At 58.5% G+C, this 16,953-nt stretch carries 11 protein-coding genes and 2 tRNA genes; 1 reads left to right on the top strand and 12 read right to left on the bottom strand.

Translation table 11 applies throughout. The annotated features are described in order from the left end of the window. Positions 1–720: 720 nt before the first annotated feature. The 10 genes from AAAX75_RS02385 to AAAX75_RS02430 form a co-directional block, all read right to left on the bottom strand. A tRNA-Lys gene (locus AAAX75_RS02385) sits at positions 721–796 on the bottom strand. Between the two features lie 28 nt (positions 797–824). Beyond that, positions 825–2,105: an aminopeptidase gene (locus AAAX75_RS02390; protein ID WP_161155894.1), complete on the bottom strand. Its 1,281-nt coding sequence runs from the start codon at positions 2,103–2,105 to the stop codon at positions 825–827. Positions 2,106–2,194: 89 nt separating this feature from the next. Next, a complete protein-coding gene (locus AAAX75_RS02395) occupies positions 2,195–2,770 on the bottom strand; it encodes a hypothetical protein (protein WP_022093792.1) in 576 nt (191 codons plus the stop codon). Then, positions 2,771–3,649 (bottom strand): phosphoribosylaminoimidazolesuccinocarboxamide synthase, encoded by an 879-nt coding sequence (locus AAAX75_RS02400; RefSeq protein WP_035136481.1) that lies wholly within the window; start codon positions 3,647–3,649, stop codon positions 2,771–2,773. A gap of 118 nt (positions 3,650–3,767) precedes the next feature. Further along, a complete protein-coding gene (locus AAAX75_RS02405) occupies positions 3,768–5,333 on the bottom strand; it encodes a HAMP domain-containing sensor histidine kinase (RefSeq protein ID WP_346979438.1) in 1,566 nt (521 codons plus the stop codon). Positions 5,334–5,344: 11 nt separating this feature from the next. Further along, on the bottom strand, positions 5,345–6,067 hold the full coding sequence (locus AAAX75_RS02410) for a response regulator transcription factor (RefSeq protein ID WP_006236208.1): 723 nt from the start codon (positions 6,065–6,067) through the stop codon (positions 5,345–5,347). Between the two features lie 153 nt (positions 6,068–6,220). Beyond that, a complete protein-coding gene (locus AAAX75_RS02415; protein ID WP_346979437.1) occupies positions 6,221–7,432 on the bottom strand; it encodes a hypothetical protein in 1,212 nt (403 codons plus the stop codon). Next, positions 7,432–7,695, bottom strand: coding sequence for a TIGR03905 family TSCPD domain-containing protein (locus tag AAAX75_RS02420; protein ID WP_349090977.1), 264 nt, complete (start codon positions 7,693–7,695; stop codon positions 7,432–7,434). Before AAAX75_RS02420 ends, AAAX75_RS02415 begins: the two co-directional genes overlap by 1 nt. Positions 7,696–7,823: 128 nt before the next feature. Further along, entirely contained in the window at positions 7,824–9,170 is a 1,347-nt protein-coding gene (gene purB, locus AAAX75_RS02425; RefSeq protein ID WP_022093797.1) for an adenylosuccinate lyase, read from the bottom strand. A gap of 425 nt (positions 9,171–9,595) precedes the next feature. Next, a tRNA-Gly gene (locus tag AAAX75_RS02430) sits at positions 9,596–9,670 on the bottom strand. A 297-nt stretch (positions 9,671–9,967) separates the two neighbouring features. On the opposite strand from AAAX75_RS02430, the gene AAAX75_RS02435 reads away from it, so the two are divergent. Beyond that, positions 9,968–13,399, top strand: coding sequence for a SpaA isopeptide-forming pilin-related protein (locus AAAX75_RS02435; RefSeq protein ID WP_349090978.1), 3,432 nt, complete (start codon positions 9,968–9,970; stop codon positions 13,397–13,399). A gap of 66 nt (positions 13,400–13,465) precedes the next feature. On the opposite strand, the gene AAAX75_RS02440 is transcribed toward AAAX75_RS02435, so the two are convergent. Continuing rightward, positions 13,466–13,684, bottom strand: a complete 219-nt coding sequence (locus AAAX75_RS02440) for a hypothetical protein (RefSeq protein ID WP_022094153.1) — start codon at positions 13,682–13,684, stop codon at positions 13,466–13,468. Between the two features lie 21 nt (positions 13,685–13,705). Next, on the bottom strand, positions 13,706–16,903 hold the full coding sequence (locus AAAX75_RS02445; protein WP_349090979.1) for a hypothetical protein: 3,198 nt from the start codon (positions 16,901–16,903) through the stop codon (positions 13,706–13,708). Positions 16,904–16,953 lie beyond the last annotated feature (50 nt).

Genomic DNA, 16,953 nt, shown 5'->3' on the forward strand with positions numbered 1-16,953 from the left:
CCGTTCGATTCATATGGTTTTAGTATAGGAAAAGGAATTTCTCGGGGCCGCCTCTCGGCGGCCTTGCGAAAAACAAATCCAAGTTAGACCATTTCAAATGGTTCGATGTCTGCCCGGATGCGACACATCTGGTGTGTCCATCCTCGCAGTATCCGGTTCTCAAGGTGCACGCCCCGCGGCTGATCCGGTTCGACCGGGCCGCGCGGCAAGGAGATATATTGCCAGACCGGAGGGGCGCCGTGGGCGGGAATCGCGCACTCCATATTTTGTTCACAAATGAATAGGCCCCTCAGTCGCATCACTGAGGTTAAAACTGAAGCATTGGCTTCTGATATTGGCGATGACCAGCTGTTTTATGAGTATTGAGACATCGGTCATCTCTGGAGCGCTACTTTACTCCAAAGGCATCAGCCATTTGTTTCCCATCGGTAAAAGGCAGGTTTTGTTCGCCAAGCGTTCTTATATATAGACAGATACGGGTTCGAACCCATGAAAGGGCGACAAAAAAGACGGCCAACCGAAGTTGACCGTCTCGGCAATCTTTGGGTGGGCCGTCAGGGGTTCAGCCTGCTTCGCAGGCGGCCGCTGCGGCGCTTTCTCGCCTTGCGCGCTGCGCTGGCAAACGCTCACGCGTTTACTCAGCTCCGCGCCCCGACGGGTTTGAACCCATGTCGCGGCAACAAAAAAGCGACCAACCGGAGTCGATCGCTTTCTTTTCTATGGTGGGCCGTCAGGGGTTCGAACCCTGGACCTTGGGATTAAAAGTCCCCTGCTCTGCCAGCTGAGCTAACGGCCCGCGGGTGGCATTGTACCACGGTCTGGGACTATTCCCAACTCCATTGGCCGTTCTGGAAAATCACAACTTCACGTCCATCAGGCGTAATGCCCGTAATATCGATGTCGTCCGTGCCGATCATAAAATCGACGTGCGTGCTCGAGACGTTAACGCCATGCTCCAGGAGCTCCTCCTTGGACATGTCATACCCACCCTCGATGCATTCGGGGAAACCGACACCTAGCGCGAGATGGCAGCTAGCGTTCTCGTCATAGAGCGTATCGTAGAACAGAACACCACTTTCGCGGATCGGCGTGTTCTTGGAAATGAGCGCGACCTCTCCCAGGTGAGCAGCGCCCTCGTCAGTATCGATGATACTTGCGAGCGTTGCCTTGCCCACGCGGGCGTCGTAGTCCACCACGCGGCCGCCCTCGAACTTAATCCAAAAATCTTCGACCTTATTGCCGTGATGGATGAGCGGCATGGCCGAGTACACGATACCGTCGGCGCGCATGCGATCGGGCGAAGTGAAGACTTCCTCGGTGGGAATGTTGGGGAAGAAGGGGTGCCCATCGGGCGTCTTGCCCTTGCCGCCGGCCCACTCGTGACCTTTCGTCATGCCAATCGTCAGATCGGTTCCATTTGCCGCGTTGTAATGCAGGTAGTCGAAACGATTGTCGTTCAGGAAACGCAGGTTCTTTTCGAATGCGGCGTCATGGAGTTCCCAGTCGCTCTCTGGGTCCTGGCCATCGGCGCGCGCGGTGTGCAGAATCGCATTCCACAGCTTATAGATTGCAACCTCATCGGCGTCTCCCGGGAACACCTCGTGCGCCCAAGCCACGACCGGAGCGCCGGCGATGCACCACGGATTGATGTTGTAATCCAGTCCACGGCGGAAAACTTTGCACTGCGTATTCCTCGCCTTTGATGCCGCGGCCGGCTTGGCTGGATCGATGCCCTTGAGGGCCGCAGGATCCGCACCCTCGATAAAGACAAAGCAGGCACCATCCTGGGCCAAGGAATCCAGCTGCATGCGCTTCCACTCGGGCGTCTGCTCAAAATAGCTTTTCTCGACATGCTCGTACGTGAGCCTCGTCACGGCATCATCGGCCCAAATGACCGTCACGTGGCCGGCGCCGGCAGCATAGGCCTCCGCGACCACCACGCGCGCAAACGGCGCGCACTCGACCGGAGACTGAACGACGACCTCCTGGCCGGGCTTGACGTTTACGCCCTTGCGGACGACCAGACGCGCGTAGTTTTTAATCTTGGGCTCCAGGGCCTTCATGCCCTCCAGAGCCTCTTCGACCGTCAGGGCAGCTCGAATCATGTGCCACTCCATCTATCTATAGAACAGTAAAAAGGCGCGCCGCAAAAACGACGCGCCTTATATCTTAGCGATAAGTATGTATGCAAACGCTACTTCTTCTTGGAGTCCTTCTTGTCCTCCTCGGCAGCCGCGCGCTCAATAAGAGCGTTGAGCTTGTTCTCGGACATGCCCTCGGCCTGCGCGCGGTACATGTTGCGCAAGGGACGAATACGAGCGAAGTCATAGATAAAGTCGCCCAAAATGATGACGTAGGACAAAACAATGCCGACCATCTGGACAGGGCTGGACACCATGCCAGCGGGAGCGAAGTACAGCGAGGCCCAAATTGCCACGACGAGCACCATGCCAATGGCGAGCACAATCCACCAGATGCGACGGCGCTTGGTGTAGTCCTCGTCCTGCTTGAGGAGGATATTCGACACCGTATAGATGCGGTCCTCCTTGGCGCGCTGCTTAGCCTTGCGGGCGCGCTTCTCCTCTTTAGAGAGGCCCTCGAGGTTCTCGCCCTTCTCGAGCTCTTTGCGGCGTGCCTTAGACGAAGCCGGCACGACGCGAACGGAGCTCGCTGCTTGGCGGGCGGGCTTAGCAGATGCGGCAGACTTGCGCGCAACCCCGGTAACTTCGTGGGATTGCGTGCGCTTGTTCGTGGCGCTACGGGTACTCACTTATGCGTTCTCCTTCATGCTTGTGAACTGGGAGCCCGTGATGATCTGGAAGGCCTCGCGATAGCGCTCGGACGTGCCATCGATGACCTCGGCGGGCAGGTGCGGGGTCTCCCCCGTCATATCCCAGTTGGCCTTGAGCCAATTGCGGACGAATTGCTTGTCGTAGCTAGGCTGGATCTTGCCCTCCTCGTAGCTGGCAGCAGGCCAGAAACGGCTGGAGTCGGGCGTGAGGCACTCGTCGATCAGCGTGACCTTGCCATCAATAACACCAAACTCGAACTTGGTGTCGGCAATGATGATGCCACGGGTCGCGGCGTACTCGGCGGCAGCCTTGTAGATCTTGAGGGAAAGGTCGCGAATCTGCGTGGCGATGTCCTCGCCCACGATCTCGCAGCAACGCTCGAACGAGATGTTCTCGTCGTGGTCACCGATCTCGGCCTTCGTGGACGGCGTGAACAGCGGCTCAGGAAGCTTGGAAGCCTCGGTCAGGCCCTCAGGCAGCTGGATGCCGCAGACGGTGCCGTTCTCGTCGTAGGTCTTCTTGCCCGAACCGGTCAGATAGCCGCGGACGATGCACTCGATAGGAATCGTCTGGGCCTTCTTAACCAGCATGGCGCGGCCAGCGAGGTAGTCACGATACTCAGCAAACTCCTCGGGGAAATCCGCCGGGTCGATGGAAACGAGATGGTTGGGGACGATGTCGGCAAACTTATCGAACCAGAATGCCGAGATGCGATTGAGTACCTCTCCCTTAAACGGAATCTCGTCGGGAAGAATGAAGTCGAACGCAGAAATGCGGTCGGTGGCGACCATCAGCAGGTTTTCACCGGCATCGTAAATATCACGAACCTTGCCACGGGAATCCGGACGACGCTCCATCGTTGTCACGTGAGTCACTCCTTACCTAAATACGACAGAAATGCGGGTTCTTTCCCGCATGTTTTCGCAAACTCGGAGCGGCAGGGACGCGGCCCCTCCTTCACCGAATAGCGAAAAGCTAGTGCTCCATTGTAGTAGATGCCGCGTCTGCCGTGTGCTCGCGGGGCAGATGAATTGTAAAAGTCGTACCCTTTCCAAGCTCCGACTCCACGGATATGTAGCCATGGTGACGCTCGACGATCTGCTTGGTCACGGCGAGGCCAACGCCCAGGCCGCCAGCTTCGCGGGCGCGGCTGGCATCGGCGCGCCAAAATCGTCCGAAGATACGCGACAGATCGTCCTTGGCAATACCGATACCGGTATCAGAAACGGCAATGCTGACGTGCTTGCGGTCACTGAGCACCGACACCACGACCCAACCGCCCTCGGGGGTGTAGCGCATGGCGTTGCTCATGAGGTTGATAACACATTGCGTGATCATGTCGGGATCGGCCTCGACGACATCGTCGTGACCCTGGGTCTCGTCCGCAAAACGCAGGCGCAGATCGCGGTCGACAAACAGGCGCTCCTGGGCATTGACGATGGAACGCACGAAAGGAACCATGTCCACCGGCTCAAGGTTGAGCGGAGCCGCGCTGTTTTCCATGCGCGACAGGTCGAGCATCTGCTGCACCAGACGAGCCAAGCGACGCGTCTCGGAAGCAACGGTCTCCAAATGCTCATCGTCGGTGGGATACACGCCATCCTGCATGGCCTCGACCGTTGCGAGCATGGCCATAAGCGGCGTGCGAAGCTCGTGTGCAACGTCTGAGGTCAGGCGCTTCTCGTGTTTCATATCCTTCTCGAGCGAAGTGGCCATCTCATCGAAGGTCTCACCCAGCTGATCGATCTCGTCATCACCGCGCAGTCCCGTGCGAGCCGACAGGTCGCCGTCACGGATTTGCTTTGCGGTACTGGTGATGCGATGAATCGGCTTGGTGAGCATGCGCGACACGAGCGATCCGATAACGACCGAAATGCAGATTGCAACAACCGCGGCGAGGGCCATGGCGTTAAAGGTCTTCTCCCTAAACGCAGAGTCCGCCTTGGTGAGCAGAGCGTCGGAGCCGATGGCCCACAGCTTTACCTGACCGACATGCTCGCCGGAAGACGTTACAATCTCGACGTCAGCAACGCTATCGGAGTCGGTTGGAGCAGACGAAACCGGGCTATGCGATGCCCTCTTGCCGCTCGTGTCGTCGGTCGTAGCCTGGTTTTCGCGTACATCGGCGGTGGCGCTTGCCGAGGGCCAGGAATCGTCATAAACGATCACGCCCTTTTTATTGACGACCTGCATGCCCAGATCGTCGGAAACCAAACTCGACGTTGCGACCGTGCGCAGTTCTCCCGCGGTCCAAGAGCCGTTTTCCTCATATGAGGTTGCCAACTTCTCGGCAGCGGAATTTGCGATTTCGACGATATTGGAGCGTGTGTAATCCGAAAAGACCGTGCCCCACACAACAGAGACAACGCCCACCAGCACCAATACCGTCATGAGCGATGTCAGAGCAAAAGCAAGTGCCATGCGCGAGGGATAGCTCATCGTTGGCCGTGAATCGGAACGAGGCGTGTTCCAACTAGCCTTGGAACCCGCCTCGCTCTCCTGCTTGTGCTTTTGTCCGATTTCAAAGCGCGCAGGTGTCATATGTGATTTCCCTATTTCTCGTCCGACTTATCGGTCTTGGCCGGAGCCTCGAAGCGATAGCCGACACCATGGACGGTGTAGAGCCACTTGGGCTTCTTGGGATCATCGCCCAGCTTGGCGCGAAGATTCTTCACGTGGCTATCGATGGTGCGCTCATAGCCCTCAAAGTCATACCCGAGCACTTTCTCGACCAGCTCCATGCGGTTATACACACGGCCGGGATGGCGGGCAAGCGTGGTGAGCAGCTTGAACTCGGAAGCCGTCAGGTCGACTTCCTTGCCCTCGACCAAGATCTTGTGGCCCGAGATATCGATGACCAGATCGCCGAAGTCGAGTACCTCGACGGCGGGCTCGTCGGCCTGATGGGCACGGCGGAACAGAGCGCGAACGCGGGCGACGAGCTCGCGCGGCGAGAACGGCTTAATCAGATAGTCGTCGGCGCCGAGCTCAAGACCGATAATACGGTCCTCGATCTCACCCTTGGCAGTCAGCATGATGATGGGAACATCCGAGGTATCGCGAATGGTGCGGCAAACGCGCTCGCCGGGGATCTTGGGGAGCATAAGGTCGAGCACGACCAGGTCGAACTGATGCTTCTCGAACTCCTCGATCGCGGACTGGCCGTCGCCGACGCCCACAACCCAGTAGCCTTCGCGCTCGAGATAGGCAGCGACGGCGTCACGGATTGCCTTCTCATCCTCGACCAGCAGAATCTTTTTTGCATCTGAAGCCATAACACGGCCCCCCTGTCTCAATTAGCTAAGAACAAGCCCATTTTAACGCACCTGAGCCCGCCGGATGCCGCTATGACGCGGCAGCTCGGCGGGCGGTACTCACAATTACAACGCGTTTATTCCCCTGTTGGCGCCTTTTTAACCCCTCTAAGCTTAAAGAGAGAATAGGCGTGCAGTGACCGTCTCGGGTATACCCTGGCTGTTGCGTACCGTGGCGTACGTAAGAAATGAGTCCGACTTTCCCGCCGTAGCTGGATAATCGCCATACTCTAAAGCGCGGTCGGGCGACAGCAGCGAGCCATAGGTCTTGGCAGAGGTGTCGATCAGGAAATGCGACGCCTGTACCTTAACAAGGTATTTATTCTTCTTGCCAGCTGCACATGCGAGCGGCTCGCGGGACAGGAAGAGATACGGCCCTCCCTCATTACCGATATACGTGCCCATGTTGCCCAGGCTGCCCACGCCACTATAGGTCGCCTCGATAGAAAACACGAAGGTATCGCCCATGTATACGGCCTCGAAAGGCGAGACTGACGAGGGAAGAACTAGCTGGGCACGTTTGGTGTTGTTGCCGTCGGTCAGATCGATTGCCGTTATGCCGTAGTAGACGCCTTCGTCGTTGCGGACACGCGGCGAGATGGTCAAAATGCCGTCGCACGCGCGCGGGGCCGATGCAAAGCGGCCCGTCGATTTCCAAATTACCCCGGCCTTGGATTCATCAAGCGAGCGACGATAGCAAAACGAATCGCTACTCGTTTTATTGCCGCCTGCCGAAGGCATTTTATACCAGATGACCGATGACCCGAACGCCGTAAACAGGGGCGGATCATAGTCCTTGCCACCTCGATCGAGCTCAACCACGTCGCCAGAGAGCGAAGCGCCCGACAGATTTTGAGCGTAGAGCTTCCACGATGAATTGGCAAAGTTCATCTCAACCCACGCGAATACGCCGTCACCGGCACGGACATCGTAGAATGCATATCCCGTGCCCTCGATAGGATCCTCGATTAATGTGGTAAGCGAGCCATCGCCCAGGTTGAGCACACCGAGTGTGTTGGCGTGCAGTGCCGATGCGGGCGCCATCATCGCCGCGGCGTAATCGCCGTCGCAGTAGTACAGCAGCGTACCCAGAGGCAGCGTCCATGACGCCGCCGGCTCAAGATCGATGTCGACTGCCTCGTACTCATCCGTAATCGAGATGATTTTGGAATCATCCTTGATAACCTGCGGCTCGCCGGCGGCATCATCGCTGGTGCCCGTTTTTTTCGAGCATCCGGCAAGCACCGTGGCAGCGCCCGCGGCAGCCCCACCGAGTACAAAGCCGCGACGCGATATTCCGTTCTTGATGTGATCGGCGATACCCATTAGGCGATCTCGGTGCGAGCGGCCTCGATAGCGCGTGTAAGCTGGTCGGCGCAGGAGGTCTTTTTCATACCGCAGGTATTACCGGCGAGAACCTCGATTACGCGATCGGCAGGAGCGCCCTCGACCAGCTTGGAGATAGCCTTGAGATTGCCGTCGCAGCCGCCGGTAAACCCAACGCCCATCACCTTGTTGCCGTCATCGGAAAGATCAAGGTGAATATTGCGAGCACACACGCCCTGAGGCTTGTAATCAAACGAAATCATGCGATCCCCTCTCAGAATGTTATTCGAGACGACTATTATCCCCGTCTTTCCCTAAATGCAACGAGGCGCTTTGCCGGCAACACACATTACCAGCAAAGCGCCCTAAAAAGCTAACGTTATGCCCGAACCTACTCGAAGCTCAGCTGCTCCAGGCGATCGAAGACCGTGTCGATACGGGTGAGGAAGTCCCACGGATCAAAGATCTCGTCGAGTTTCTCCTGGCTGACGGTGCAGCGCGGATCGGCCTCGAGACGCTCCTTAAAGGTAGGGCCGGAGACACAATCCTGTACCTCGTGCCAGGTTGCCATGGCGTTCTCCTGCACAATGGCGTACGCGTCCTCGCGGGTGATGCCCGTGTCGACGAGGGCGAGCAGGACCTTGGAGGAGAAGATGAGGCCGCGTGTCTTGTTGAGGTTGGCCATCATGCGAGCGGGATACAGCTGCAGGCCGTCGATAACGCGGATGAGGCACTGGAACATGTGGTCGAGGGCGATGAAGCTGTCGGCCTGGGCGACGCGCTCGGCAGAGGAGTGCGAAATGTCACGCTCGTGCCACAGGGCGACGTTGTCGAAGGCAACCTGCGCGTTGGCCTTCACGACGCGCGACAGGCCGCAGACCTTCTCCATGGTGATGGGGTTGCGCTTGTGCGGCATGGCGGAGCTGCCCTTTTGACCCTTACGGAACGGTTCCTCGGCCTCGAGTGTATCGGTCTTCTGCAGATTGCGAACCTCGGTAGCGATGCGCTCACAGGTGGCCGCGGTGGTGGCAAGAACGCCGGCGAGGTAGGCGTGATGATCGCGGCTAATAACCTGCGTGGACAGCGGGTCGTGAACCAGGCCCAGGTGCTCGCAGACATATTCCTCGACAAACGGCTCGATGGAGCTGTACGTGCCGACAGCGCCCGAGATGGCACCAAAGGCAACGTTCTTGCGGGCATCCTCAAGACGGTCCAGATCGCGCTTGAGCTCCCAGGCCCAAGAGCCAAACTTCATGCCGAAGGTCATCGGCTCGGCATGGATGCCATGAGTACGGCCGGCGCAGAGCGTGTTGCGCTCCTCAAAGGCGCGACGCTTGCAGATCTCGCCGAGTTTTTTGACGTCCTCGATGATCAGGTCGCAGGCCTGGGTGAGCTGGTAGCACAGGGCCGTGTCGCCCAGATCGGAGCTGGTCATGCCATAGTGAACCCAGCGGCTGGGCTTGGGGTCGCCCTCGGGAACATCGGCATCGATGTACTCCTTCATGTTGGTCAGGAAGGCAATGACGTCGTGGCGCGTGACTTCCTCGATCTCATCGACCTTCGCCTTCTCAAAGTTGGCATGGTCGCGGATCCACTGGGCCTCGTCTTTGGAAATACCGATCTTGCCGAGCTCCGCCTGGGCCTCGCAGGCCAGAACCTCGATCTCCTGCCAAATGGCGTACTTGTTCTCGAGGGAGAAGATGTGTCCCATCTCCGGGCGGGTATAGCGATCGATCATAGCGGCTCCTTTTTGGTTATTGGCACGTTGGTCGTAACCCAACCATTGTACCGTGCGCAGGTGCAAGTATGGGCAGTAGGCATTAACCTAACATTTTGGAATTGGAGCGAGCAACGGGACGTCCGCGCATTTGCTTCGCAAATCCGCACCGGCTGCGGTCGGCAGACCCGGTCCGTGCACACGCACGGGCACAGCGGGTTGGACCCGACGTTCCCGAGGTCCCCCGTACTCGATGGAGCGGGCAACGGGACATCCGCGTATTTGCTTCGCAAATACGCACCGGCTTCAGGCGCCTGTCGGCGCCTTCGCCTGCTCGCTACAAACGCTTCGCGTTTGCTTAACGCTCGCACCCTGGCGGGTTCGAGTCCCGGCGCTTGGTAGTAAAAAGCACGGCAACGTAACGCTGCCGTGCTTGTGCTTTTTACTGGAGCGGGCAACGGGACTCGAACCCGCGAGTGTCAGCTTGGGAAGCTGATGCCTTACCACTTGGCGATGCCCGCATATGTGGGGGATAGTATAACGCGGTTGTCTTGTTCGATACAAGGGTGGCGATGCTTGTTTTAGCTGTGGAGATTCGTTTGAAAATCGCGTCAATTGTGGAGACGAGGACCTTTGTCTTTCTTTTCTTACCATCTTCTACCTGCACTTTTATCTGATTGTTGTATTTGAGCTCGATTTGTCAGAAATCGGGCAAGCTTTTGGTCAGGCTCCGGTACTTACCCGCATGAGCCTCGGGGGTAGCCTCATCCTACGCGTCGCAACCTCCCCATGCGGCGCACGAGGGATAAGGAGCAGCCATGTCCAACGCACCCACGCACTCTGTCCACAGCGCAATCGCAACAGGTCCGCTGCTCCTGCTCCTCTTCCTGCTTTTCGGCTGCCTGACACCGGGAGCCGCATTTGCCGTCGATGGCTACGATCAGCTCGGCTTCCGCACTATTAGCGATGATTGTGGGCCCTTCTTCATCGGCAAGTATGAAGCTCAAGACGCCTCGGTTGCCTACTGCATGAACCAGGAGCGCCCCGGCCCCACCAAGCCGGGCGGCCCATGGCTCAACTTTGATCAAGGCTGGGTGTGGCTCGACGACGAGTTCGCGGCAATCGTTTGTCACGGATATCCTACCGCCACGTCGTTTGGCGGTTACCATCTTTCACCCGATCGCGCCCGCGCCGCGACCCAGCTTGCCGTATGGATGCTCAACGGCACTACCCATGTCGACGGTACTTACTCTTACACGACCGCTCAGGGCAAAACCAAGAGTGGGCACTTTACCACTGACAATGAAGTCGTGGCGGCGGCGCGGTGGCTCCACGACAGCGCAAAATCAGGAAGCATCAAAGCCGCTCCGCACCGCGCGCGACGCTATCTAGGAGCCGTATCGGGCGGCAGCAAACGTCAGGACATGCTCTATGTACTGCCGGCGGTCTCTGCTTCCTTCAAAAAACAGTCTGCAAACGCCGCCATTACCAGCGGAAACAATACTTATCAGTTTGACGGGGCAACATTCGATATTTTTGAGAGCGCCAGCGGCGCGCATGTCGGCACCATCCAGATGGACAGCAACGGTCGGGCGCAAGCAACACTTCTGCCCAACACGGCATACTACCTAGTTGAAACGAAGGCACCGGCCGGCTATGTCCCCCGTCGTGATCACATCGCCTTTACCACGGGGAATGACGGTGGACAGGTCGCCATTGATGAACAGCCCGGCACCATCAACCTGCGTATCGTAAAACTCGATGCCGCGACGAATGCCGGCCCCCAGGTGGGATCTTCACTCGCAGGAGCAGAGTTCACGTGTGTGTCGCAATCAACCCCTGGATGGGCGCAAATCCTCACGACCGACGAAAGCGGTCGGGCTACCCTCGTCGATGTCCCCTTAGGAACCTTTACCATCTACGAATCAAAAGCCCCCGAGGGCTACCTGCCATCCAACGACAGCTGGACCTATACCGTTGGAGCCGACCAGCTCGGCGATTCAGGCGTAGTCGAGATCGAATCTCGCATTTCCGATATCCCCATTGCGTTTGACCTTGAGATTTCCAAATTCAAGGATTACGGCAATAGCGACCAATCCGGCCTGGAGCAACCGGCGGGTGGTGTTGTCTTTGAGGTTGTCAGCAACAGTTCTCAGCAGGTTGTTGGCACACTGACCACAAACATCTATGGCTTTGCCTCCACCAAAGATCAGCCCGAAGCATGGTTCGGCACAGGCAAGCGACCCGCCGGTGTCCACGGAGCTGTCCCATACGACCGTGCCGGCTACACGATTCGCGAGGTTCCGGAAACCGTCCCCGAGGGTTTTAAGCGTGCAGGGGAATGGACCGTCGGGGCCAATCAGATTTCCAACGGCGCCGAGCTTCAATATATCGTGGACAACCACGCGCTGTCGACGCATCTCCAGATTGTAAAACGCGATGCCCAAACAGGCGCTTCTGTTCCACTAGCCGGATTCACCTTCCAACTCCTAGACAGCAATCACGAACCTGTCTCACAAACTTGCTGGTATCCAGCACATAACGTAATGGACACCTTTACGACTGACGCGACCGGGACCGTCACACTGCCCGAATCGCTCGTGCCGGGCACCTATTATGCACGCGAGACCTCGGCCAAAGAGCCCTATCTTGTCGGCAAAGAGATCGAGGTAAACATACCCGCTGACATGAACCTAACGCCCGTTGCAATCGCCTCGTATTATGACCACGCCGCGACGGGAAGCATCAGGATCGTTAAAACCGATGCCGTAGACGGCAGCAGCCTCGCGGGCGCCGTCTTTGAGATCCGTGCCTCGGGTGATATCGTGCGCCCCGACGGTAGCATTGCCGCGCTCGACGGTGAGACTGTCGCTGCCGTCACGACGGATGAAACTGGAGAAGCACGCGCGGACGACCTCCCGCTGGGATCTGGCACCGCACGCTACGAGGTTGTCGAGACTCAAGCGCCGGCAGGCTTCTTACTCGATCGGACATCCCATATTGTCGACCTTACTTATGCCGACCAGAAAACACCCGTTGTAGAAGCGCGGCTTAACGTATCCGACGATTACACCAAGGTAGATATCTCCAAGGTCGATGCAAGCGGCGAGCAGGAAGTGGAAGGCGCACAGCTCACCTTATATGGTCCCGATAAAACCGAAATAGACTCCTGGACCTCATCCGACAAGCCGCACCGCGTCGAACATCTTGTACCCGGCACCTACTCGTTGCGCGAAATGATGTCTCCGCGGACCTATGACCTTGCCGAGGAGATAACGTTTGAAATAAAGGATACGGGAGAAGTGCAACCCGTCGCGATGAAGGATGCGCCCATCGAGATCAAGGGACAGGTCGACAAGTGTCAGGAACTTGTCCAACCTATCGAAAAGGGCCTGTTGGCTAACGGCGATGGTAAAAACCGCGCCACGACGCAAACCAATAGTGATGGGCTTTTCTCCTATACCATCGATGCTCGAAACGATTCCGCTACTTGGGTTGATGAGTTTACGATTACCGATGATCTTGAGTGCGCCAAAGACGGCACAGCGAGATTCATCTCAATCGAAACCCCCGTCGCCATCGGCGACCTCAATGGTCTGTGCAACGTATGGTATCGCACGACGCCGTTGGACTCGACAGACGTCGATGAGCCGGCAAACGCGACACTTGACGATGGGCACGAAAACCCTTGGCTTGAGTCCGACGAAGTAAGGGAGAGTCTGGGTGAGGATTGCCGCCTCGTCGATTACGACGGCTGGCACCTCTGGAAGGCGGATGTCTCGACCACGGAATCCACCACACTCGAGGCGAAAGAACTCGACCTTGCGTCCAATACCGTCGTAACGGGCATTCGAATTGAATACGGTGCGGTAGCCGCCAACTTTACGACTCGAAGCGATGCGGATTCTTGGACCCGCGATGATCTCAAAGATGAGCACGACGACCTTGACGATGCCAAAGCAATCCTTGGTGCAGACGCTCGGGGCGCAGTCGTACATATGCAGGCAACGTCGGCTTATACGCCCCAAACCGCACTCACCAACAGCGCGCGCGTCGATCTTTGCCGCAACGGTGGCGGCGATAAACTTGAGTCACATGACGAGGACAGCGTCATTCAACGCTGTACCCTACCGCAGGACCTACCGGCAACAGGATCAGTTCCCATCGCCGCTTGCATCACCGCGCTCCTGACCTCGGGTGCCGCAGCCCTATGGTTCGCTCGCCTTAGGTCGATCCCAAAGAACCGCTAGCACGATGAAAAAGCGGGCGAGCCAGTCCCCCGGCTCGCCCGCTTTCAATCATTTAAATCGCCGTATCTACTCTGCAGACGAAGATCCACCATCAACGATTGCCTGCTCGGACTCAGGAATCCCATCGGCACCCGTGCTCTGTTCTTGCTCCACCTCTTCGCTGATTGCGGAGGCGGGGGTCGAGCCCTTCGCACCCACGATGTAGGCAGCCCCAAATCCTAACGCAATGGCAATCAAGGTCAAAATCACGTAGACAGGCCAATGGCGCTTAATATACGAAAACACGTTGACTCCTTAGAGCTCCGTCTACGAACGGCGGATAACCTCGGTCACGACCTCGGATACCGTAGCAATGTTCGTCGGGTTGACATTGTGGGGCAGGTCGTCCTCGGTACGAGCGCAAGCCAGACGCGTGCCGTCCACGCCGGCGATGGTGAGGGCTCGGCGGCTCGCCTCGAGCGCGGCATAGGCATCGGTCTTGGCATAGGGCATCTCGAGCGCGCCACAATCGACATGGAACGACTTGCAGACCTTGCTGACCAGGTTCATGATGCGGCGATCGCCCTTGAGCAGTTGTTGTTCGCCCTCGACCGTCACAACCGAAAGCCTACCGGCGCCGACGGATTCAAGATTGATAAAGAATACGCCGCGGAGCTTATCGCGATGCGAAGCCAAGAAGGCCTTCATGCCGGCGCCATCACAATCCGAGGCACCCGTTGCCACAAACCAGATATCGTGACCGAGCAGCTCATCATCGCCCATAGAGGCGACAGCCGAGAGCATATCTTCGGAAGAAGCGCCATCGGAAGACGTAGCGCCGCCCTTCCAGCCATCGTTATCGTCCTCGAAGTTATCCCACGAACCGATACCGCGACCGGATTTCTTGGCATCGTAATCGTCTTCGACGCCCAGCCAGTCACTCATGCTGTCCTGCTCGTTTTTCTTTTTACGACCGAACAGGCCACCCAGGCCGCGCTTACGAGACTTGGGTGCCGCCGGGGCGGGAGCCGAAATGGTCTCGATCGGCTGCGCGCCCGACGCAACGGGCATAGGAGGCGCAACGGGTGCCGATGTGGCTTCGGGACCTTGGGCGGTAGCAAAGGGGTCGTTGACCTGGGCAGAGGGATCGGGAAGGTCGAACAGCGACGTGCGAGACGCAACGTTTGCCTGCTTCATAGACGGCAGCGACGGATCGGGGACCGAAGCCAGCGGAGACGAGGAAGGTGCAGGCGACGGTGCCGACGCTGGATCGGGAACATTCATCTGCGGACGCGGCGATGCCTGGGAGGAAATCTGGGCCATAAGGGAATCGACCGTTTCGTCCTGGGTGGGAGCGACATTGGCAACCGTGGCACCGGAACCACTCGGGGTCGGCATGGTGAAAATCTGCGTGGAATAAGGCCTCGACTCATCCGTCTCGGGAGTCTCGGAAACCGCAGGCACTTCCTCCTGCTCGGCCTCGGTCGAATCATCTTGCTCGGCTGCCGCGTATTGCTCTTCGTCAGAGTTGGCCTCGACGGGCTCGTCCTCGGTGGCATCTTGGATTTCGGCAGCATCAATAGGCTCGTCATCGTCCACCGCGTCGCCCTGTTCATCGGAAGCAGGAAGGGGCTCGGCAATCGCGGTGCCTTGCTTTTCAAACGTTATCGTGGAATCGAACTTCGCGGCATCAAACGACATGGTGCTATCGACGTGCTGCTGAGCCTCGAAAGACGTCGTCGCCTCAACAACATCCGCGGACGTCGGTTGCTGGGCCTCGAAAGACGTTGTAGCTTCGGCGGCGTCGACGGGCACGGACTGCATAGCCTCGTTCTGCTCGAACTCTTGCGCCGCGAGCTCACGTGCCGCCTCGGCTGCCTGCTGCTGAGCGATAGCCTCCTGCTCGGCAGCCTCGCGTGCGGCAGCGCGCTTCTCCTCGAAATCGTCGACAAATTTCTTGCCCTTTGCAAGCGCACCCTTAAAGAAGTTGGAAGCGCTGGCGCCAATCGACGAGAACGCGGATGCAATATCGGCATGGGGCGTTGCCGCGGGAATCTCGGCCGAGAAATCAGTATCGCTCTCGTAAGACACGCGCCTCGGCTGTTCAACGTAATCGTCGTCAGACTCGTCCGCAACGTCTTGCGCCGGCGCGGCGGGAGCCAAAATGTCCAGTCCTGCCGCAGGATCGATCGCGGACACCGCCTCGGACTCGGCAACGGCAGCGGTAACCGCGGCAGACTCATCATCCACGGTGACAGCGGGCGCAGGTGCAGTCACGACGGGGGCAGGCTCGGGCTCAAACGTCGGCTCCTCGCCCTCCTCGTAATCGAGCGTGCAGGACTCGGGAAGCATTCCGAGCGCACGGATGGCATCCGAACCAAAGCGGATGTTGCCGGCGGCATTGCGATAGAGCTTGGGCTCGGGCTCGGCCGCGACAGGCTCCTCCACCGGCTCGGCAGCGGAAACCTCGTCATTGAACTCTTCAGCCTGGACAGCCTGATTCTGATCCTCGGGCACGATGGCGCCGATCAGCGTCTCGTCGGCAGACGCACCCTCAAAGCCCTCGATCTGCTCGTCGAAAGCCTCACCCTGTTCGGGCTCGGTCTGAGTGTCGGGAGCAATCGGCTGACCGAACTCGTCCTCGGCGTAGGTAGGCTCTTCGTACTCGATGGTGTTGCCGTAGTCGTTTTGCTGCTGGGCCGCGGCATATTCCGCCGCTGCACGCGCCATTTCCTCGGCACGGCGCTTTTGCTCCCCAAAATAGGTATCGAACGGAACATCGTCGGGAAACTCGTTTTCGCCCTGGAAGGGAGCAACGTTGTCCATAACGCCGAGCATAGCGGCGACAGAAGACTTGTTGCACACCGCGCCGGACGTATAGGGAAGAATGTGGCGGTTAGAGATGATGTTTGCCGCGTTGGCGAGCGCAACGAGGGAAGCGAGGATCGCGACAATCCACAGCAGAACCTTGAGCGCGCCGGGGAGCGGCAGGATGCGCAGGATGGCAACGGCAGCGGGGGCAACCGTGGCAACGGGCAACAGCTTGGCGATGAGCGCACGATACGAAGCATAGGGCTCGCGGGCGAGCAGCTCAGCACGGGGAGAGTCGTAGTGTGCGACAACGACCACCGGGCGGTTGCGCGGGGACGCGAGCGGGCCCGAGGCCTTGTGGTAGGCGATGACATTTTGGCTCAAGCCCGTCTTGCCCAGGCGCGAAACCACGGGATGCCCTGTGCGCTCGAGCACGTAGAGCACGGCACCGACAATGGCCAGCAAGGTGCCGACCAAGCCGATACCGCCGCCGATGCCCATCAGCAGGGCGCCGGCAAACGCAAGAATACCGGTAACGGCAAATGCCAACCTACTGGGCGCCGGGGCATTGAACTCCTGAACCTCGGGGTCAAAGCCGTGGTTGCGGAAGATCTGAGCGATATCCTCGGCAGCCAAGCGCTCTTCTTCGCTGCATGCCGGCGTAATGCCGGTGTTCTGCAGCAGGTGGTTAATATAGTTCTGGGTGTTCGCCATGTGCGCTCCACATCCATAATCCGACAAATAGGCCCAATGCATGCACATTA

Source organism: Collinsella sp. CLA-ER-H7 (genome assembly GCF_040092345.1).
Lineage (GTDB): Bacteria > Actinomycetota > Coriobacteriia > Coriobacteriales > Coriobacteriaceae > Collinsella.

Excerpts from the sequence above, each read along its gene's own strand:
- AAAX75_RS02415 (WP_346979437.1), bottom strand. The coding sequence starts at position 7,432 with ATGGGTATCGCCGATCACATCAAGAACGGAATATCGCGTCGCGGCTTT.
- purB (WP_022093797.1), bottom strand. The coding sequence starts at position 9,170 with ATGATCGATCGCTATACCCGCCCGGAGATGGGACACATCTTCTCCCTC.
- AAAX75_RS02435 (WP_349090978.1), top strand. The coding sequence starts at position 9,968 with ATGTCCAACGCACCCACGCACTCTGTCCACAGCGCAATCGCAACAGGT.
- AAAX75_RS02405 (WP_346979438.1), bottom strand. The coding sequence starts at position 5,333 with ATGACACCTGCGCGCTTTGAAATCGGACAAAAGCACAAGCAGGAGAGC.
- AAAX75_RS02410 (WP_006236208.1), bottom strand. The coding sequence starts at position 6,067 with ATGGCTTCAGATGCAAAAAAGATTCTGCTGGTCGAGGATGAGAAGGCA.
- AAAX75_RS02390 (WP_161155894.1), bottom strand. The coding sequence starts at position 2,105 with ATGATTCGAGCTGCCCTGACGGTCGAAGAGGCTCTGGAGGGCATGAAG.
- AAAX75_RS02400 (WP_035136481.1), bottom strand. The coding sequence starts at position 3,649 with ATGGAGCGTCGTCCGGATTCCCGTGGCAAGGTTCGTGATATTTACGAT.
- AAAX75_RS02420 (WP_349090977.1), bottom strand. The coding sequence starts at position 7,695 with ATGATTTCGTTTGATTACAAGCCTCAGGGCGTGTGTGCTCGCAATATT.
- AAAX75_RS02445 (WP_349090979.1), bottom strand. The coding sequence starts at position 16,903 with ATGGCGAACACCCAGAACTATATTAACCACCTGCTGCAGAACACCGGC.